At 61.3% G+C, this 17,172-nt stretch carries 19 protein-coding genes, 1 tRNA gene and 3 pseudogenes; 10 read left to right on the top strand and 13 right to left on the bottom strand.

What is annotated here, in order from left to right; genetic code table 11:
• Together HB778_RS05430 and HB778_RS05425 are read right to left on the bottom strand one after the other, a co-directional pair.
• Complete coding sequence (locus HB778_RS05430) at positions 1-390, bottom strand: type II toxin-antitoxin system VapC family toxin (protein ID WP_183462116.1); 390 nt, start codon at positions 388-390, stop codon at positions 1-3.
• On the bottom strand, positions 387-653 hold the full coding sequence (locus HB778_RS05425) for a type II toxin-antitoxin system VapB family antitoxin (protein ID WP_095204197.1): 267 nt from the start codon (positions 651-653) through the stop codon (positions 387-389). The genes HB778_RS05430 and HB778_RS05425 overlap by 4 nt, the downstream gene beginning before the upstream one ends.
• A gap of 183 nt (positions 654-836) precedes the next feature.
• Here HB778_RS05425 and HB778_RS05420 point away from each other — a divergent pair, with 183 nt between their 5' ends.
• On the top strand, positions 837-1,703 hold the full coding sequence (locus tag HB778_RS05420) for an SDR family oxidoreductase (protein WP_183462114.1): 867 nt from the start codon (positions 837-839) through the stop codon (positions 1,701-1,703).
• A 516-nt stretch (positions 1,704-2,219) separates the two neighbouring features.
• Here the strand turns inward: HB778_RS05420 and HB778_RS05415 are convergent.
• Positions 2,220-4,328 (bottom strand): OmpA family protein, encoded by a 2,109-nt coding sequence (locus tag HB778_RS05415; RefSeq protein WP_244661820.1) that lies wholly within the window; start codon positions 4,326-4,328, stop codon positions 2,220-2,222.
• Positions 4,329-4,672: 344 nt separating this feature from the next.
• On the opposite strand from HB778_RS05415, the gene HB778_RS05410 reads away from it, so the two are divergent.
• Both HB778_RS05410 and HB778_RS05405 read left to right on the top strand, forming a co-directional pair.
• A complete protein-coding gene (locus HB778_RS05410) occupies positions 4,673-5,119 on the top strand; it encodes a YcgN family cysteine cluster protein (RefSeq protein ID WP_183462112.1) in 447 nt (148 codons plus the stop codon).
• Between the two features lie 204 nt (positions 5,120-5,323).
• Positions 5,324-5,710 (top strand): hypothetical protein, encoded by a 387-nt coding sequence (locus HB778_RS05405; protein ID WP_183462110.1) that lies wholly within the window; start codon positions 5,324-5,326, stop codon positions 5,708-5,710.
• A gap of 223 nt (positions 5,711-5,933) precedes the next feature.
• Here the strand turns inward: HB778_RS05405 and HB778_RS05400 are convergent, their stop codons facing one another.
• Positions 5,934-6,647 carry an SIMPL domain-containing protein gene (locus tag HB778_RS05400; protein WP_183462108.1) on the bottom strand — a complete coding sequence of 238 codons (714 nt, stop codon included), beginning with the start codon at positions 6,645-6,647 and terminating at the stop codon, positions 5,934-5,936.
• A 134-nt stretch (positions 6,648-6,781) separates the two neighbouring features.
• On the opposite strand from HB778_RS05400, the gene HB778_RS05395 reads away from it, so the two are divergent.
• A tRNA-Ile gene (locus HB778_RS05395) sits at positions 6,782-6,857 on the top strand.
• A 314-nt stretch (positions 6,858-7,171) separates the two neighbouring features.
• On the opposite strand, the gene HB778_RS05390 is transcribed toward HB778_RS05395, so the two are convergent.
• The 4 genes from HB778_RS05390 to groES form a co-directional block, all read right to left on the bottom strand.
• Complete coding sequence (locus HB778_RS05390; protein WP_244661819.1) at positions 7,172-7,381, bottom strand: DUF982 domain-containing protein; 210 nt, start codon at positions 7,379-7,381, stop codon at positions 7,172-7,174.
• A gap of 25 nt (positions 7,382-7,406) precedes the next feature.
• On the bottom strand, positions 7,407-7,727 hold the full coding sequence (locus HB778_RS05385; RefSeq protein ID WP_183462106.1) for a DUF982 domain-containing protein: 321 nt from the start codon (positions 7,725-7,727) through the stop codon (positions 7,407-7,409).
• A 366-nt stretch (positions 7,728-8,093) separates the two neighbouring features.
• The gene (gene groL, locus HB778_RS05380; RefSeq protein ID WP_183462104.1) at positions 8,094-9,722 is read right to left on the bottom strand and encodes a chaperonin GroEL; all 1,629 of its coding nucleotides are present in this window, start codon (positions 9,720-9,722) and stop codon (positions 8,094-8,096) included.
• Between the two features lie 59 nt (positions 9,723-9,781).
• Entirely contained in the window at positions 9,782-10,096 is a 315-nt protein-coding gene (groES, locus tag HB778_RS05375; protein ID WP_183462102.1) for a co-chaperone GroES, read from the bottom strand.
• Positions 10,097-10,283: 187 nt separating this feature from the next.
• Between groES and HB778_RS05370 the strand changes: the two genes are divergently transcribed.
• Together HB778_RS05370 and HB778_RS05365 are read left to right on the top strand one after the other, a co-directional pair.
• Entirely contained in the window at positions 10,284-10,784 is a 501-nt protein-coding gene (locus HB778_RS05370; RefSeq protein WP_432421237.1) for a hypothetical protein, read from the top strand.
• Between the two features lie 22 nt (positions 10,785-10,806).
• Positions 10,807-11,075: pseudogene (locus HB778_RS05365) on the top strand (usg protein).
• Here HB778_RS05365 and HB778_RS05360 read toward each other — a convergent pair.
• Positions 11,062-11,241 (bottom strand): hypothetical protein, encoded by a 180-nt coding sequence (locus HB778_RS05360; protein ID WP_210308066.1) that lies wholly within the window; start codon positions 11,239-11,241, stop codon positions 11,062-11,064. The pseudogene HB778_RS05365 and the gene HB778_RS05360 overlap by 14 nt on opposite strands.
• Before the next feature lie 79 nt (positions 11,242-11,320).
• Here HB778_RS05360 and HB778_RS05355 point away from each other — a divergent pair, with 79 nt between their 5' ends.
• Entirely contained in the window at positions 11,321-11,635 is a 315-nt protein-coding gene (locus HB778_RS05355) for a DUF982 domain-containing protein (protein ID WP_183462098.1), read from the top strand.
• Between the two features lie 193 nt (positions 11,636-11,828).
• Here the strand turns inward: HB778_RS05355 and HB778_RS05350 are convergent, their stop codons facing one another.
• Positions 11,829-12,080 carry a hypothetical protein gene (locus HB778_RS05350; RefSeq protein ID WP_432421236.1) on the bottom strand — a complete coding sequence of 84 codons (252 nt, stop codon included), beginning with the start codon at positions 12,078-12,080 and terminating at the stop codon, positions 11,829-11,831.
• 234 nt (positions 12,081-12,314) lie between these two features.
• Between HB778_RS05350 and HB778_RS05345 the strand changes: the two genes are divergently transcribed.
• The 3 genes and pseudogenes from HB778_RS05345 to HB778_RS05335 all read left to right on the top strand — a co-directional run bounded on the left by HB778_RS05345 (position 12,315) and on the right by HB778_RS05335 (position 13,807).
• Complete coding sequence (locus HB778_RS05345; protein WP_183465009.1) at positions 12,315-12,782, top strand: Hsp20 family protein; 468 nt, start codon at positions 12,315-12,317, stop codon at positions 12,780-12,782.
• Positions 12,783-12,867: 85 nt separating this feature from the next.
• Positions 12,868-13,376: pseudogene (locus tag HB778_RS05340) on the top strand (Hsp20/alpha crystallin family protein).
• Between the two features lie 131 nt (positions 13,377-13,507).
• The gene (locus HB778_RS05335) at positions 13,508-13,807 is read left to right on the top strand and encodes a DUF982 domain-containing protein (RefSeq protein WP_183462095.1); all 300 of its coding nucleotides are present in this window, start codon (positions 13,508-13,510) and stop codon (positions 13,805-13,807) included.
• Positions 13,808-14,016: 209 nt separating this feature from the next.
• Here HB778_RS05335 and HB778_RS41310 read toward each other — a convergent pair whose 3' ends face one another.
• The 3 genes and pseudogenes from HB778_RS41310 to HB778_RS05325 all read right to left on the bottom strand — a co-directional run bounded on the left by HB778_RS41310 (position 14,017) and on the right by HB778_RS05325 (position 16,619).
• Positions 14,017-14,382, bottom strand: a complete 366-nt coding sequence (locus tag HB778_RS41310) for a hypothetical protein (RefSeq protein WP_244661967.1) — start codon at positions 14,380-14,382, stop codon at positions 14,017-14,019.
• Between the two features lie 106 nt (positions 14,383-14,488).
• Positions 14,489-15,151 (bottom strand): annotated as a pseudogene (locus HB778_RS41305) (MFS transporter); the annotation flags it as partial.
• 73 nt (positions 15,152-15,224) lie between these two features.
• Positions 15,225-16,619 (bottom strand): FAD-binding oxidoreductase, encoded by a 1,395-nt coding sequence (locus HB778_RS05325; protein WP_183462093.1) that lies wholly within the window; start codon positions 16,617-16,619, stop codon positions 15,225-15,227.
• Positions 16,620-17,172: the final 553 nt, after the last annotated feature.

The raw sequence follows: 17,172 nt of genomic DNA, 5'->3' as shown, positions 1-17,172 counted from the left end.
TCAGACTGCCGCTTCGATGTCGGTCAGCCGGAAATCGTCACCCTTGAACAATAGCGGCATGGCTTCGAGCCGCGCAGTGGCATAGGCGATGCAGTCGCCGAAATTCAGTGCCGCCGGATGCCGACCCTTGCCGTAACGCAGAAAAGCCTGGCGGGCGACGGCTGCGTGGTCGGCGGTGAAGGGGATCGTCTCGATCGAGGCGGTCCGCAGGAAGGTGTCTAGCCGATCCAGGATTTCATCTTGCCGGCCGCCCGCGAGCACCATCGTTGTTTCCAGATACGTTGGCGCTGCCAGCAGCCGTCTGTTGGCCTGCGTGATCGCGAGCACGAAACGTTCGTAGCCCGGCTCGAGACGCAGAATGGCGACCAAGGCCGAGGAATCGATGATCATTTCGTCGGGATTCCGAACTCGTCGTAACCGAGGATTTCGTCGTCGGTCATCGCATCTTCGCGTTCGGGGATTTTTCCCGCACTGTCGGCAATCGCCATCAACCGCTGAAACAGGTCACTGGCGTCTTCGCGCGGTACCAGCCGTTCGCGCGCGACCTCGCGCTCGAGGCTCTGACGGATAGCCTCTGTCACGGACACGTGGCGGCGACGGGCAAGCTCGCGCGCCAGTTGCTCCACTTCCATGTTCTTGATCGATAGTGCCATTCTATATTCTGCCTGTTTGTATAGAATATATACCCGAGCCTCGGTAAATCCAATAGATATCGGGCGCTGTCGATCAACAAAGCCTCCGCAGCGTCACCATGGCTTCCCGCGGCAAGCTCTTGTATCCGCAAGCCGCACGGGCAAGGATCGGCTCAGAAGAATGGGTCAGCACGCGGAGGAAAAATGTCGCTCAAGGGAAAGACGCTGTTCATCTCCGGCGGGTCGCGCGGCATCGGGCTGGCGATCGCGCTGCGGGCGGCGCGCGACGGCGCCAATGTGACGATCGCCGCCAAGACCGCCGAGCCGCATCCGAAGCTGCCGGGCACGATCTACACCGCCGCTGAAGAGATCGAGCAGGCTGGTGGCAAGGCGCTGCCTGTGCTGTGCGACATTCGCGAGGAGGCGCAGGTGGCCGAGGCTGTCGCAAGGACGGTGGAGAAATTCGGCGGCATCGATATCTGCGTCAACAATGCCAGTGCCATCCAGCTCACCGGCACGCTGGAGACCGACATGAAGCGCTATGATTTGATGCATCAGATCAACACGCGCGGCACTTTCCTGGTGTCCAAAATGTGCATTCCGCATTTGAAGTTAGCCGGCAATCCTCACATCCTGAATCTGGCGCCGCCGCTCGACATGAAGGCGAAGTGGTTCAAGAACCATGTCGCCTACACCATGGCCAAGTTCGGCATGTCGATGTGCACGCTGGGCATGAGCGCGGAGTTCGCCAAGGACGGCATCGCCGTCAATTCGCTGTGGCCGATCTCGACCATCGACACGGCAGCGGTGCGCAATCTGCTCGGCGGCGCGACGGTCGCGGCGATGAGCCGGTCGCCCGACATCATGGCCGATGCCGCGCATGCCATCTTCATGCGGCCGTCGCGCGAAACATCGGGCAATTTCTACATCGACGAGGAGCTGCTGCGCGCCGAGGGGGTCAGCGACTTTTCGGTCTATTCACCAGACGCGACCGGGCCGCTGGCCGGCGACTTTTTCGTGCCGGACGAGGTGTTTGCCAACTCCGATACAAAAGTCAAAAGCATCTACTGACGAAAATCACGACCTGTCGGCGCTGCCCCTCATCCGCCTGCCGGCGTTCGTCCTTCAAAGAGCCAAGCAATTGGCTCTTTGTCCGCAACGCGGACCACATCTCACTTCCCCGTATAACGGGGAGAAGGGAGCTACCTCACACCTCGTCCTTCTTGCCTTTGCTCAGACCCATCAGCCGGTCGATATAGGCCAGCATCAGCGCCGAGACGACGAAGGCGAGGTGGCCGTGTTTCGGCCACGCCGCCGCTCTTTGCAAGATAGGATCAAAGCAAAAAAACCCGCCGGAGAGGGCCGGCGGGGCTCAATACATCCCGCTGGAGTCGGGACGGGGCAGGGAACGCCCAGCCCTGAATCTGGGGTGAGCGGGCTCGCGATTCAATGAGCCGGCTCTAATGCCGGTACAAATCTTCTTGAGCCCGGGACCCGGATACGAACCTTTCCCATCCCCGATCGAGCCGGGGATGGGTGCTTTTCGCATTGAGTCCACAAACCAGGTCATGGTTTTGAAATCATGACCTAATTGTTGCTGGCGACCGGCGCCACCAGGGACGTGATGCGGCGGATGGCGACACGCCGGTTCTCGCGGTTGGGTGCCTGCGTGTTGATCTTCAGATACTCTTCGCCATAGCCCTGTGTCGTCAGGTTCTCCGGTGGGATGCCGAAGGCATTGGTCAGCGCTTCAGCAACCGCTTCGGCGCGGCGGTCCGACAGAGCAAGGTTCGCTTCCGGCGTGCCGACGGCGTCGGTGTGGCCCTCGATCAGGAAGGTCTCGGCCGGGTTCTTCTTCAGCAGTTTCTCCATGGCGCTGGCGACGCCCTCGAGCTTCTGCACCTCGGTGTCGGAGATCGAGGAGGAGCCGAATTCGAAGTTCAGCGTGTCGAGGTCGACGCGACGTGCGATGTCGCGCACGCGGGCCGAACGCTTGACCTCGTCGATCGAATAGAGACGCTGGACCCTCTCCACCGGCGGCTGGTCGAGGAAGGTGTAGTAGTCGTCATCGCTTTCGACGTCCTCGGAATCGAGGATGTACTGCCGGCGCGGAATGTTGAGCCGCATCGGCGGCAGGTCGTCGCCGGGATCGCGCCAGTCGCCCTCATCCTGATAGTCCCGTTCGTCGACATAGCTCAGCACATATTCGCGCCCATCCGGCGTGATGCGCGAACGCTGGATGACATCGCCGTAACGGTTGCGGATGGTGACGATCTGGATGCCATTGTCGCGCTCGACCGTCTCGCGTCTACGGCCTTGTGGGAGGTCCTCGTAATAGACGTCCTTGGCACCGCGATTCATGCGCGAGCCCTCATTGCTCTGGACGATCGTCTGGCCGCCGAGCTGGATGATAACGCGATCGCCGATCTCCTTGAGCACGTCGACACCCTTGGGGCGGCGGCGGTCACGGATGTTCTCGTCGGGCGCACGGTCGAGGCGCTTGCCCTTTTCCTCAGTCACCGGGACGATCTTTTCGGGCTTGATCTGCTGCTGGGCTGCCTTGTCGTCGGTGGGCGGCGGACCCTGGTCGACAGGAGCAACCACCGGCTTCTGGCCCTGATCGCCGCCTTGCTGGGCGTTCTGGCCACCATCCTGCTGCTGGCCGTTCTGGCCGGCCTTGTCGCCATGTTTGCGGCCGCCAGCCTTGCGCTCGGCATCCTTCTGGCTGTCGAGGATGGGGGCGGCATTCTTGTCGGCGGGCGCTTCGCCCTGCACGGGGTTTTCGCCCTGGACGGGCGCGGCCGTGTTGCCATTGGCGGGCTGTTCACCGGTTGCCGGCTTCTCGCCATTGGCCGGTTGCTCGCCCGTCGCGGGCTGCTTGCCGGTCTGCGGCTGCTCACCATTAACCGGTTGCTTGCCCGTGGCAGGTTGCTCGCCGTTCGCGGGCTGTTCGGCCACCGGTTTCTTGCCGTGCTTCTTTGTCTTGTCCTGGGGCTGCTCGCCCTGGATCGCCGGCTGTTCGCCGGCCGGAGCCGGTTCAACCTTGGGTGTCGTTACTTGCCCTGCCGGGGCTTCCTTCGGCGTCGGCGCGGCTTCCGGCGTCACTGCCGGAGCAGCGGGCGCCTCTTTCTGCTGGTCCTGCTTGTGTTTCTTGCCGGGCTTGACCGGCTGGTTGTCGTTGGCGGGCTGTGTCTCACCAGCGGGAGCCTGCTCGGCGGGGGCTTCGGTCTGCTGCTGCTGGTCGCGCTTCTTCTTGCGCGGCTGCTGCTGTTCGGTTGCGGGAGCGGCCTCGCCGGCCGGTGCCTGCTCGGTCTGTTGCTGCTGGTCGCGCTTCTTCTTGCGCGGCTGCTGTTCGTCGGTCGCGGGAGCGGCCTCGCCGGCGGGCGCCTGCTCGGTTTGCTGCTGCTGGTTATGCTTCTTGCGCGGTTGCTGTTCCGGCTGCGCCTGCTGGTCGGCGGGGGCTTGTTCGGTCTGCTGTTGCTGGTCACGCTTCTTGCGTGGCTTCTGCTCGCCCTGTGCAGGTTGCTCGGCAGGCGCCTGTTCGGTCTGCTGCTGCTGGTCGCGCTTCTTGCGCGGCTGCTGCTCACCTTGCGCCGGCTGCTCCGCCTGGGCGGGCTGTTCCGCCTGGGCGGGCTGCTCCTGCTTTTTCTTCCCTTGCTTCTGCGCGCAGGCTTCGGCCGATCGCCCTCGGCGCAAGCGGCTTGCGCCAGAATGAACGGGGCTGACGTGCGCTGGGCCGGGCCGAATGCGGCATTGCCTTGCAGCGGGAACGCGCCCAACGGCGCGGATGCCATCAACAGGCCAAGTGCGGTGCCTGCCAGAATCCGTGGTTGGCGTTTCATCGAAAACTCTCCTTGTGGGGTCCCATCCTTGCCGAAACCGTTCTTAGCCCGATTGGTTCCAGTTTGATTGGGATAGATGCCGTACGGGGCGATTGGCCGGCCTTTTGAAGGCAACTTCGTGTCATTCGGTCGAGTTGCAGCCGCATTTCAACCGTTGCCGCGCTTGACCTCGGCGGCTGCCGGGGCCACATCCCCAAAATGGAAACGCCGTTCTGGAAAACAAAGACGCTGGAAGCGATGAGCCCGGCCGAATGGGAATCGCTTTGCGACGGCTGCGGCAAATGCTGTCTGTCGAAGCTAGAGGACGAGGATACCGGCGAGATCTACTGGACCAGTGTCGGCTGCCGGCTGTTCGACGCGCAGACCTGCCGCTGCTCTGACTATGCCAACCGGCTGGCGCGCGTTCCCGATTGCGTCGGGCTGACGCCGCAGAATGTGCGCACCATCAGCTGGCTGCCCAGCACCTGCGCCTACCGGCTGGTGGCCGAAGGCCGCGACCTCTATTGGTGGCATCGGCTGGTGTCGGGCAGTGCCGAGACCGTGCATGAGGCCGGCATCTCGATGCGCGGCCGGGTCAAGGCGAGCGAGACCGATCTGGCCGAACCTGAAGATTATTTTGACTATATGCTCGACGACGAGCCTTGAGGCCCGTATCCGCGCGGTTCCGGAACAGGAACCGGGGCAAGATTTTTGGGGACGCATTGTTCGAAACCTGGCGAAGATTTTCGTTTCCCGCCACATGAACCGCAGATGAACGGCGGGTTCGTAAACAGTTCAGACAGGCTGACGCATTCTCCCATCATCGGTTTCACGAGGACGGGCGCAAGCCTGCAACAAGGAGAGAGAACCATGTACAACACGATCAAGACGGCGGCCCTTTCGGCCCTGGTCGGCCTCGGCACGCTGGCGGCCATTCCCGCCCATGCCGACAGCCTCTATCTCGGCTTCGGCAACAACCAGGATCCGCGCTTCGGCGTCTATGCCGGTGATGACGGCTATCGGCATCGCCGCGATGAGCGCCGTGACGACTGGCGCGGCGACGACTGGCGCCGTGAAGGCTGGCGCCGCGGCTGTTCGCCGGATCGTGCCCTCGACAAGGCCGAGCGCATGGGCCTCTACCGCGCCCGCATCGTCGACGTCAACCGCCGCACGGTCAAGGTCATGGGCCGCCAGGACGGCGACCGCGTCGTCGTCGTGTTCGCCAATGAACGCGGTTGCCCGGTCATCTATCGCTGAGGCTTGCGGCATAACCCTCTGCGAGGGTTAGCCTGAAGACACGACCTTCTGCGAAGGTCGGCAGCGGCACGATCCTCTCGAGGATCAGCCGGGACTAGCGGAGCCCCTGTCCCATCGGATGGGTGCGGCTCGAAAAACCCGCGGGAGCGATCCCCCGGGGTTTTTCATGCAAGGCATTTGCTGACGGCGTGGGCAAGACTCGACCACGCATCGTCAGGACCGCTTACTTCAGCTCAAACGTAACGGTGACCTGAACGTTGTAGGCGTTCTCGCCGGCTTGCGTCGGCACTGCCGCACCCGCGGCGGCGTCGAAGGCCTTGGCGTTGATCGCCATCGGCGGCGGCGCGATGTTCTGGTCGGTGATCTCCAGCACCCGGCCAATGCTCACGCCGGCGGCTTCCGCGAGCGTCTTGGCCTTGGCGATCGCGTTGGTCACCGCTTTCTTGCGGGCCGCGTCGATGGTTGCCGCCGGGTTGTCGTTGGTGAAGGAGATGCCGCCACCCTGGTTAACGCCGAGCGACACCGCCTTGTCGAGGATCTCGCCGGTCTTGTCGATGTCGCGCACGCGCACCGCAAGCGTATTGGTCACCTGGTAAGCGACGAGCTCGGCCTCCTGGCTGCCGTCGGGCTTGTTGGTGTAGTTGTAGCGCGGGTTGATCTGGATGCCCGCCGTCTGCAGGTCGCGATCCTTGATGCCGGCAGCCTTCATCGCCGCGATCACGGCGGCCATGGCGTCATTGTTGGCGTCAAGTGCCGCACGCGCGGTCTTGGCTTCGCGCATGACGCTGAGCGACAGCAACGCCAGGTCGGGCGGGGTGGTCGCTTCACCTTCACCCGAAACAACGATGCGGGCGGGCGTCGGCGAATCGGCGGCTCCAGCCATCGCCGGAAAAGCGATTGCAGCGGCGAGCGCGAGAGGCAAAAGATGTTTGGTCATGAAAATCTCCTTGGTCTGCGATCCAGTCGCAAAGGTCGCGTAGAGCGCGATTATGGGTTGATTTGGGCGATCCGCGAAAGCCCGTCGGGAAAGCCTTGTGCCGGGAAGCGAAAAACATTAATCCAGCCCGCGTGGGGCCTGTAGCTCAATGGTTAGAGCCGGCGGCTCATAACCGCTTGGTTGGGGGTTCGAGTCCCTCCGGGCCCACCAACTTTTTATGAATCAAAGATTTGCGCTCAATTCTTCTTGGGCCTTTTCGTCAGTCTTGTCCGTCTCATTGATGGCACTCGTCACACGTAGCTCATGACTCGCCGTTTCGAAAGGCTTGGGAACGATGCTTGCGGTAAACGGCGGCAACGACGTGCAATTAGGCTGGTTCCGACTTCGGCCGCCGGTCATATCCGCTCCTTGCCGGTCCGACGGAGGCGTGCAATCGTTCAGATTGCGTCGTTTGCAGAGCAAAGACTTGCCTCGGCGCTGAGCTCACTATGAGGCCTGGACCAAACTTGCACGACGGGCCGCTTTCAAAAATGCCCTTCTTGCTTGTTGCGGAGCCGCCATCCGTCCAAGGAGTCGCGGCAAGTGCGGCAGGCAGCTCGATAACTTGGTCCTCTCGCCCATTCTGGCCATTGGTCATGAAGGCACTCAAGTGCTTCCCAACTGCTGGCAACCACCCGCTCCCTTGAGGGTCTCACGCGCAGTCTCACTGGTTCGGGAAATCGAATATCCCTCATAGCTTTCTCCGCTCCCACAGACCGATTACATCGACTTGTTGTGGGGGCCTCTCGAGGCAGCTCCGAAAGCGCCAACTGCCTTGGCCGCGACGATGTCGCCTGCGGCCTGTACAAGCAAATCCATGCGGCGGGCGAAGGCAACAAAAGTGCTGCGAGCGGTTTCGGCATCCACCTCGCCGGCGAGGGCTGCCCGACAGGCATTGAGCGCGACGCCATGAGCAGGGCTTCGCTTCGATGGCGGCCATTCATCCAGCAGGACGAAGGCGTCTTTTACGCTTTGAATGTCGGTCGGAAACCCAAGACCCACGAGCACCCTCACGGGATGCTGAAATTGATTGTGTTCCATGTTTTCCTCCGTTTCACGTGATTAGCTCAATCGATCGGAAGCCTTTCCCACGGCGCGTGCGCGATAGATTGCGTGTGTCGCGCCTTAGCCTGCCGAACTCCCGTTTCCAGGAGGGCCCTTGCCGTCGGTAAGATTCCGCGCGGCCAGAAACATCACCGTGTATGCTGCTTTGCGCCGATCCCAGCCCGCGGCCTCCGCTCTGTCGAGCAACTCGACCAGTATCGGGTCAAGCGCAACCTTCAGGTCTGCTTCGTAGTTCAGATCGGTGGCCGCACGCGGGGGATTACGTTCAAGTTCATCACGTTCATGGCTCTACCCATTTGTCAGGGTGTCCGCGCCCACCGGGCGCGGACACTGCCGTTACCATCAGAAGTCCATGCCACCAGCCGGCATTGCCGGAACGGCGGGTTCCTTCTTCGGCTTCTCGGCAACCATCGCTTCCGTCGTTACCAGCAGGCCGGCAACCGATGCCGCATCCTGAAGTGCAGTCCGCACCACCTTCACCGGATCGATGACGCCCTCGTTGTAGAGGTCGCCGAACGCGTTGGTCTGTGCGTTCCAGCCCCAGCCGAATTCAGGCTTCTCGCGAAGCTTGCCGACGATGATCGAGCCTTCCGCGCCGGCGTTCTCGGCGATCTGGCGCACGGGCGCTTCGATCGCGCGGCGCACGATCTCGATACCGTGCTTCTGGTCCTCATTCTCGGCCTGCACGCTGTCCAGTGCCTTGGCGGCACGCAGAAGCGCCACGCCGCCACCTGGCAATACGCCTTCCTCGACCGCAGCGCGCGTCGCATGCATGGCATCGTCGACGCGGTCCTTGCGCTCCTTGACCTCGACCTCGGTCGAGCCGCCGACGCGGATGACGGCGACGCCGCCGGCGAGCTTGGCCAGCCGCTCCTGCAGCTTTTCCTTGTCGTAGTCGGAGGTAGTCTCCTCGATTTGCGCCTTGATCTGACTGACGCGGCCCTGGATCTCGCTCTTCGAGCCGGCACCGTCGACGATGGTCGTATTCTCCTTCTCGATCACCACCTTCTTGGCGCGGCCCAGCATGTTGAGCGTGACATTCTCTAGCTTGATGCCGAGATCTTCCGAGATCGCGGTGCCGCCGGTGAGGATGGCAATATCCTCGAGCATAGCCTTGCGGCGGTCGCCGAAGCCGGGCGCCTTGACGGCAGCGACCTTCAGGCCACCGCGCAGCTTGTTGACGACCAGGGTGGCCAGCGCCTCGCCCTCGACATCCTCGGCGATGATCAGCAACGGCTTGGACGACTGAACGACGGCCTCCAGCACAGGCAGCAACGCCTGCAGATTGGACAGCTTCTTCTCGTGGATCAGCACATAGGGCTCTTCCAGCTCGACGCGCATCTTGTCCTGGTTGGTAATGAAATACGGGCTGAGGTAGCCGCGGTCGAACTGCATGCCTTCGACGACTTCGAGCTCGGTCTCGGCGGTCTTGGCTTCCTCGACGGTGATGACGCCCTCATTGCCAACCTTCTGCATCGCTTCGGCCAGGAAGCGGCCGATCTCGGCGTCGCCATTGGCCGAGATGGTGCCGACCTGGGCGATCTCGTCATTTTTGGTCACCTTACGGGCGTTGGTCTTCAGCTCGGCGACGATCGCCTCGACGGCCTTGTCGATGCCGCGCTTCAGGTCCATAGGGTTCATCCCGGAGGCGACGGCCTTCGCACCTTCCTTGACGATCGCCTGCGCGAGAACGGTCGCGGTGGTGGTGCCGTCGCCGGCGATGTCGCTGGTCTTCGAGGCCACTTCGCGGACCATCTGCGCGCCCATGTTCTCGAACTTGTCCTCAAGCTCGATCTCCTTGGCGACGGTGACGCCGTCCTTGGTGATGCGCGGGGCGCCGAACGACTTGTCGATGACGACGTTGCGGCCCTTGGGGCCGAGCGTCACCTTCACCGCGTCGGCGAGGATGTTGACGCCGCGCAACATGCGCTCGCGGGCGTCGGAGTGGAATTTTACTTCCTTGGCAGCCATTGGATCACTCCTTCAATAGGCAGCTTCATTGACTGGATTGCGGTTGGACCAGAGTTCGATCAGGCGGCCTTCTTGACCGCCGCGGTCTGCTCGATCACGCCCATCACGTCGCTTTCCTTCATGATCAGCAGGTCCTCGCCGTTGAGCTTGATCTCAGTGCCCGACCACTTGCCGAACAGGATGCGATCGCCGATCTTGACGTCGAGAGGCGTGAGCTTGCCGCTCTCGTCGCGGGCGCCTGGGCCTACGGCAATCACCTCGCCCTCCTGCGGCTTCTCCTTGGCGGTATCGGGGATGATGATGCCGCCGGCCGTCTTCTCCTCGGCTTCGATGCGGCGGACCAGGATACGGTCATGCAATGGACGGAACGTCATATCGTTCTCCTTCGGGACAAACAGATTTTTGAGGTTCCTCCACACCGGACCGGCAATATCGGCCGGTGCGGGGCGCTGCGACCCCTTTTTCAGGCATCGCGCGCATATCGAGCTAGTTTCGCATTTTTCGAGTTTCAAGAGGTCGCTGAAAAAATTTTGGCACTCTGCATTGAAGAGGTCTAGGGGCATGAATTCATGCAGCTATTTTCGCTGGGGCGCGCGATTTTTAGGTCTTGAAATTGGGCCCGAACTCCACGAAATTTTTTGTCGTTGGAGTCCCGAAAAGGGTCACTGCAACACCAATGATGCCAAGGAGATTGTTAGGAAGCGGAGACTGTCGATGGAACGAACTTTCCCAAAAAACATCCCCTCGATCGCCCCTGAAACCTCTGATCCTTCGCTTGACCGCCTGCTGTTTCCGGCGCGGCACTTTAGCCACCCCGATGAGGTGGTGGGCGACCGCACGCTCGACACTCAGGAAAAGCGCGCCATTCTTGCCTCATGGGCTTCTGATGCTTGCGCCGTCGACTCCATGCCTGCGCTGCGAAAGCCACCGGGTGCTGCGAGCCCGGTGACGTTTGACGCCGTCATGGATGCACTTCGCCGACTGGACGATAGTCGCGCCGAGGTAGGCTGTGACCTCGAGGAACGGCGGGCCCGAGAACGCCCGCAAAGACTTGATGCCTGAACGCGCGCGATAGGAGAGACGCATGGTCAGCGGGGAATTCCGGCTGCAGATGGAGGGCTACGGTCTCACAACCGCGGAGATCCACTACCATCTCCCCGATCATCCGAGCCTTTTGCAGCTCTACGTTTGGCAGGAGTACGATCTCGCACCGGAATTCCCCACTCTCAAAGGGTTTCTGGATTACTGGAAGCGAGAACTTGAGGCGCGCTGCATTCCGTGCGCGTCGCCCATCACCGCCTTATCCGGCCTTCCGAATGGCAGGCCGTAGACGGCATCTTCACAATTCAATAGCCGGCGCCGGGTCCGCTCCCTTGAACTGAAAAGAGGCGTTTCCAATGTTTTTATGTGTCCAGCGCGGCTTGCCGGATGTCGAGTTGAGCAGGAGCGGAAGGATCGCATGGAAACGATGCTCTTTGAAAATCCCGTTTCCGCCGTGGTTTGCCGTGGCGTTCGCCAAGCTCGCTGGCATCGTTTGCAGGAAGCCGCGCACGGTGAGGCAGGGTTCAGTTGCCCCCACGGTTTGAAGGGAGGTTACTATGGAAAGCGCGACGTTCAAACAGCCGGTTTTCGTAAAAGACGACGGCTACGGTGTCCAAAAGATCGGCTGCGTCATGGATGCGATAGAGTTTCTGGAAGAATGGCCGGTTGAAAGGCGCGGCCTCCTCCACGCAGCGGCGTCCGATGCATGCTACTCCGCTTACGATGGCCGGAAGTCTGTTGAGGCGGCGAACAAGGCCTTTACGACTTGGGCACGCAGGGTCGGTGTCATCGAGGACGTGCCCGTAGCGCCACAGTGGATGACAGGGCCGAAGATCAGCAGAGCAGACCATCTTATGGAAAGTGACGGCTAAATTCACTGCGGTAATCTACCGCCGCAGCATCAATGCGGCGCGTCACCGGGGCAACGGGCGCGGGAAAGCCAAGCCCTTATCGTTGCCTGTTCATACATTTCGGATGACTTCTTCGGCACACACAACTTACCACGCGGATCGCACGAATGAGCGCGTCTGCCTGAATGGAAGCCGTAGACGGCATCTTCACCATTCAATAGCCGGCGCCCGGGCCCCTTTGGGCCGGATCCACCAGGTCGGCTTCGTCGTCGGGCTCGATCAGGTCGATTAGCGCTGCCACCCGTGTTCCCGGCAACGGTCGTCCCTGGCTCATCAACGCCTCATCACCAAAGGCCCAGGCCCATGCCTCTCTCAACTCCTCAAGCGAGGCACCGGACGCGATGATTTCCGCAATCGTCGCGTTGTCCACGGGTCCGAGGACCGAGACAACGTCTTGGCGTGTCATGGGCATGCTTTTCCTCCGTTCGAAATACCAGCGAAGCAGATGGGTATTCGATGGAGCGCTTGCCACCAGCCATTCGAAGGTGTCGCGAAACTGCCTTGGCGGTCCCTCTTGACGCTGCGGAAATCGATTCCCAATTCATCTTTGTCGGTCGCCTCGCAAGGGGCCGACGTGTCAGGGAGCGCCAGGCTTCTTGGCGTTCCCTCGTATCTATGTTGCTCCAAGGAGGATGTAGTTATGAGAACGAACCTGGACTTTTCCCCCTTCTATCGGTCGAGCATCGGCTTTGACCGCATCTTCAACCTGCTCGAAAACGCCAGCCCACCACAGAACGCGGACAACTGGCCGCCCTACGATATCGCCAAGCTCGGCGAAGACACCTACCGCATTGTCCTCGCGGTCGCCGGTTTCGGTGAAGATGAGCTTACGATCACGCAGGAGCCAAATATGCTCGTGATCGAGGGCGCCAAGACAGAGAACGACGAGGTTCAGTACCTCCATCATGGCTTGGCGTTGAGGTCGTTCGCGCGCCGCTTCGAACTAGCCGATCATGTGACCATTATCGGGGCAAAGCTCGAAAACGGTCTGCTGATCATCGACCTCAAGAAGGAAATTCCCGAGGAGATGAAGCCGCGCCGCATCGCGATTAATGTCGAGACCGACAAGAAGGCGGCGTCCAAGCGCATTGAAAGCGCGGCTGCCTGATCTTTGTCGGCCCGCGCCCAACACCCCGTCCTGTCGTGGGCGGGGGTCCGGGTGCGACCCAAGAACACGGAAAGGAGAAGGACAAATGAGCGTACGTGACTTGATTCCCTGGAGCCGTGGCGGCAGCCAGGCACCGAGCATTTATCGCAGTGACGACATGGATCCGTTCCTGTCGTTGCACCGCAACGTCAACCGGCTATTCGACGAGGTGTTCCGCGGTTTTGAGACGCCTTCGGTTCTGGGCCGCGTGCCCCCTCTCAACGGCACTTGGCCAAGCGTGGAGTTCTCGGAAACCGATAAGGAAATCCGGGTGACGGCCGAAATCCCGGGCCTCGATGAGAATGACATCGAGGTCATGCTGGATGATGGTGTCCTGACGCTTCGCGGCGAGAAGAAGGCAGAGACCGAGGACAAGGATCGCCAGTTCAGCGAACGCTATTATGGGCGCTTTGAGCGGCGCTTCAGTCTCGGCCGTGAGGTTGAAGACGACAAGGTCGCGGCCGCGTTCAAGAATGGTGTGCTCACCGTGACCCTGCCAAAGACCAAAAGGCGCAGGCAAACGCCAAGCGCATTGCAATCAACGGCAACAAATGACGGTCGCGAAGGAGGCCGGGGCTCGATGAGCCCCGGTCCTCGCAGATGGCGAGGATGGTCGTCCAACAGCATCAAACGAAAGAGCCGTCATGGGATGCTGAATCAACCTTGCAACCCCAGGGAGGTAACAAATGACCAGTCTGGCTTTCCTTGCCCCCGTGCAGGTTAAGATCAGTGACGTGAGACACGACATCAGATCGGTGCGGGAGGCGCTCGTGTTCTTGAATCAATGGCCGAAGGCCCGTCGGGGACCGGTATACAGCTGCGCGGTGAGGAGCTGCAACGCCGCAATCGCCGGGCAGATGACAACCGAACAGGCGCGACAGGCATTTGTCAGCTTTGCCAGGATAGCTGGGGTGCTGGCCAGATCCGATTTTTCGCCATTGGCCGGGGCTGATCAAAAGCTGTCCGTTTCTGGGCGCAGTCCCTGACTTTCAGTTCAGGACTTCTCTAGGGCGCGTATAGGCCAGTGAAATTGGACTGGACGAGGTCGACAGCGGAACCACACGGAACGATACGGGAGAATTCTGATTTTGGCCCACGAAAAACCCAATAAAATCAAAGCTAATCCTGCAGCTCTCGCATCGTCCTGCGAACGTCACCGTTCCCGTCATCGAGCGTAGCAGCGGTCTCAGTGCAACTAGCCGCCTGACCTGGATGGAACCACCACCGGCTGTGGGACGTGGCTGATCCGGTGGAATGACCAAAGAAGCAGAGGGCAAAGGAGGAGTGCGGCAGCGCCGAATTCGAGCGCGGCGGCGCGGGTGCCGGCCCAGGTTGCAAGTTTGCCGCCGATCACCGGCGCAGCCAGCATGCCGGCATAATAGACGGTGTAGAACACTCCCATCCCGATCGATCGCGTCTTCTGCTCGAGCACCCGTGTGGGCAAGCTCACAATCGCGCCGGCAGGCAAGCCGCACACGATCCCCATGGCAATGACGAGGGGCAGCGCCGGTCCGTTTCGCGACAGAAGCAGCACCAGGAATGCAAAGCCTGAACAGCCCATGGCTAGAACCGCGCCGCCGCGTTTGGTGCGATCGGCCAGGAAGCCACCCAGGGGGGACCGAAAGGGTCGCCAGCCAAAGCACGACGCTGATCGTCGATCCCGCCGCGGCGTTTGACCACCCGCGCTCGACGAGCATCGACGGACCGAAGCTGAAGACCATTGCGAAGCCGACATTGTAGAGGCACCAGATCAGGCCGGCGGCGATGAGGGCATAGGTTGTCGCCGCCGAAATGCCAGAGCGTTCGATGCCACTGGCGGGCGATACCTCCGGGGTGCGATAGATGAAGGTCATCAGGCCGATGCCGGCGATGACCAGGACCGAAACGGCAACGCCCACGGCGGTCACCCCGAATGTCGTTCCGATTGCCGGCAGCACCACGAGAGCAACGGCGATGCCCGCTGGCCACGAGTTGATGTAGATGGCCATGGCGGTTGCGATTTCCCGGCCGGCAAACCAGTCGGCGACCATCTTGGTCATCAGGACGTTCAGGAGTACGCCGCCAGTGCCGCTTATCAAACGGCCGCCGACCTGCAGGCTCCACAACGGCGATGCCGCCATCAGCATTTCACCCACCAGCATCATTAGGAGCCCGGCGAGAACGGTCGCCTTGTCGCCATAGCGCTGGCCGATGGTCGCGCCAGGCAGGGCCAACGCGACTCCCGGTGCAAGATAGAGGCCGATTAAAATGCCGATGTCGGCCAGGCTCGCACCGACGCTATCGCTGATAAGAGGCGCGACGGCGCCGACGCTCTGAAACTGAAACGCCATTGCGGCGCGGGCGACAAACAGGACAACAAGGATCGTCCAGCGACTGCGCACGGTTCCCCCACGGATTTTCGAATTATCCAGGCCTGATATTCTGATTCAATCGAAAGAAATTGGTCGGGTCGTATTGCTTCTTGATGGCGGCGAGGCGCGCATAATTAGCGCCGTAGGCATCACGCACGCGCTCGTCACCCTCATCACCGAGATTGTTGGCATAAACGCCGCCGGTTGAAAATGGTCTGACCGCATTCCACAGGTCGCGCGCCCAGCGCATGTTTGCCTCGTCACCGGCTGGATCGTCCCAAATGGCGATCGGGAAGCAGTCGAAGGCCGCATCCCGATTGGCGTAGGGCGAGTGGGATGCCGGCACACGAGCGATCGCTCCGCCGACCTGCTGGAAAACCAGCAGGGACGAGTGATTGGGAGCTCTCGCGTAGCTATCGAGCAGCGCCTCGATCGCGCCATCGCCGATCTCACGCAGGAACTGTGCCTTCCAGTAATAACGCCGTCCGCGTGGAAAGAGGCTATCGCCCGCCGATTGAATCTCAAGATAAGGAACGGCCCGAAGGCGGCTTTCGATGGGGGATCCGAATTTCATCAGCGGTGCGATTGCGGGTTCGCCCGCTTCGGGTGACCCGACATAGCATGCCGAGATGCTGAAGGCACGGTCGCCCGAGGGCAGTGTGACGAGCGCGGCGTCGACGCTCAGTTCGTCCGGGGCGTCGCGGGAGAATTTGTCGTAAAACCGCATGGCCTCCGGCGCCCGATCGTAGGCGTGAAGCACCGAGCCCACGAGAAGGTTCGGGCCGACAGGATGCAGCCGGTATTCGAACGTCGTCACCACCCCGAAATTGCCGCCGCCGCCGTGCAGGGCCCAAAACAGTTCGGGATGCTGGCGGGCGTCTGTTCGCAAAAGCTGTCCGTCGGCCGTGACAATTTCGGCCGCGATCAAATTATCGCAGCTCAGACCGTGCTTGCGCCCGAGCTTGCCGAAGCCACCACCGAGCGTGAGGCCGGCAATACCGGTGTCGCCGTTGACCCCCATGGTCGTTGCAAGCCCGTGCGCCTGTGTGGCTGCGTCGAACTCGGCGAGGGTCAGACCAGCTTCGGCCTTGGCGATGCGGCGCTCGGGATCGACTGCGATCTTCTTCATGCGGGATAGATCGATCACCATCCCATCGTCGCAGACGGACAGACCGGCGACGTTGTGGCCGCCGCTGCGAACTGCCACGACAAAGCCTTGTGACCTGGCATAGGTCACGGCATGGACGACGTCATCGGGATCGGCGCAAAAGACAATTGCAGCAGGGCGTTTGTCGATCGCCCCGTTCCAGACCCCGCGCGCCTGGTCGTAGGCATCGTCTGTCGGCAACACCAGTTCGCCCTGTAATCCTTGCCGGAGCTGTTCGATCGGCGTGCTCCGAGAATGGGATCGGCCCGATAACGCTTCGGTCTGTCGTGGAATCTCCATCGATATCGCCCCCGGTTCCGGTAAGGACTATGATCTCACAGGGACGCAGCCTTCTGCAAAAGCGAAATTTTTAGCTGCTTGCACCTGCTCTGGACAGGCTTGGCGTTCTCGCCGGCGCGTAACGATCCAGCCGGAGCGCCCGTTTCCATTCTTAACGAAAAGCCAATGCTTGCCACTGGTTCAAGGAGCACTGCGCCACGTTGTATGCAGAGGTCAGCTTTCTCTCCAAGTCATAGCGGAGCGTACTGCCCGCTTCCGGCCCACTGCGGCCATTCTGGAGCATGACTCCGACCGTTCGCAAATGAGGTTAGCTAAAGTCGACTGTATGGCGTCACGGGACCATGCGGAACGATACGGAAAGATTTCTGATTTTGGTCCACGAAAAACTCAACAAAATCAACGATTTTAATGCGGCCTCCGGGCCCACCAACCTTTTGCAAATCAGTACCTTACGCTGAAGTTCTTTGAGTTTGAATTGAGCGTTGTCGGGTAAGCCTCTGCCTTTTTGCGTGGGATGGTTTTGGGCCGGTCGTCAATTTTCTCCGTCTCGGGC

Source organism: Mesorhizobium huakuii, from assembly GCF_014189455.1.
GTDB classification, from domain to species: domain Bacteria; phylum Pseudomonadota; class Alphaproteobacteria; order Rhizobiales; family Rhizobiaceae; genus Mesorhizobium; species Mesorhizobium huakuii_A.
This window is presented reverse-complemented; position numbering and strand designations above follow the sequence as displayed.

Coding starts and splice junctions, on each gene's coding strand:
- HB778_RS05355 (WP_183462098.1), top strand. CDS start 11,321: ATGGAAAGCGCGACGTTCAAACAGCCGGTTTTCGTAAAAGACGACGGC.
- HB778_RS05370 (WP_432421237.1), top strand. CDS start 10,284: ATGAATTCATGCAGCTATTTTCGCTGGGGCGCGCGATTTTTAGGTCTT.
- groL (WP_183462104.1), bottom strand. CDS start 9,722: ATGGCTGCCAAGGAAGTAAAATTCCACTCCGACGCCCGCGAGCGCATG.
- groES (WP_183462102.1), bottom strand. CDS start 10,096: ATGACGTTCCGTCCATTGCATGACCGTATCCTGGTCCGCCGCATCGAA.
- HB778_RS05385 (WP_183462106.1), bottom strand. CDS start 7,727: ATGGAACACAATCAATTTCAGCATCCCGTGAGGGTGCTCGTGGGTCTT.
- HB778_RS05390 (WP_244661819.1), bottom strand. CDS start 7,381: ATGAGGGATATTCGATTTCCCGAACCAGTGAGACTGCGCGTGAGACCC.
- HB778_RS05325 (WP_183462093.1), bottom strand. CDS start 16,619: ATGGAGATTCCACGACAGACCGAAGCGTTATCGGGCCGATCCCATTCT.
- HB778_RS05350 (WP_432421236.1), bottom strand. CDS start 12,080: ATGACACGCCAAGACGTTGTCTCGGTCCTCGGACCCGTGGACAACGCG.
- HB778_RS05410 (WP_183462112.1), top strand. CDS start 4,673: ATGGAAACGCCGTTCTGGAAAACAAAGACGCTGGAAGCGATGAGCCCG.
- HB778_RS05420 (WP_183462114.1), top strand. CDS start 837: ATGTCGCTCAAGGGAAAGACGCTGTTCATCTCCGGCGGGTCGCGCGGC.
- HB778_RS05425 (WP_095204197.1), bottom strand. CDS start 653: ATGGCACTATCGATCAAGAACATGGAAGTGGAGCAACTGGCGCGCGAG.
- HB778_RS41310 (WP_244661967.1), bottom strand. CDS start 14,382: ATGGGCTGTTCAGGCTTTGCATTCCTGGTGCTGCTTCTGTCGCGAAAC.
- HB778_RS05335 (WP_183462095.1), top strand. CDS start 13,508: ATGACCAGTCTGGCTTTCCTTGCCCCCGTGCAGGTTAAGATCAGTGAC.
- HB778_RS05400 (WP_183462108.1), bottom strand. CDS start 6,647: ATGACCAAACATCTTTTGCCTCTCGCGCTCGCCGCTGCAATCGCTTTT.
- HB778_RS05430 (WP_183462116.1), bottom strand. CDS start 390: ATGATCATCGATTCCTCGGCCTTGGTCGCCATTCTGCGTCTCGAGCCG.
- HB778_RS05405 (WP_183462110.1), top strand. CDS start 5,324: ATGTACAACACGATCAAGACGGCGGCCCTTTCGGCCCTGGTCGGCCTC.
- HB778_RS05345 (WP_183465009.1), top strand. CDS start 12,315: ATGAGAACGAACCTGGACTTTTCCCCCTTCTATCGGTCGAGCATCGGC.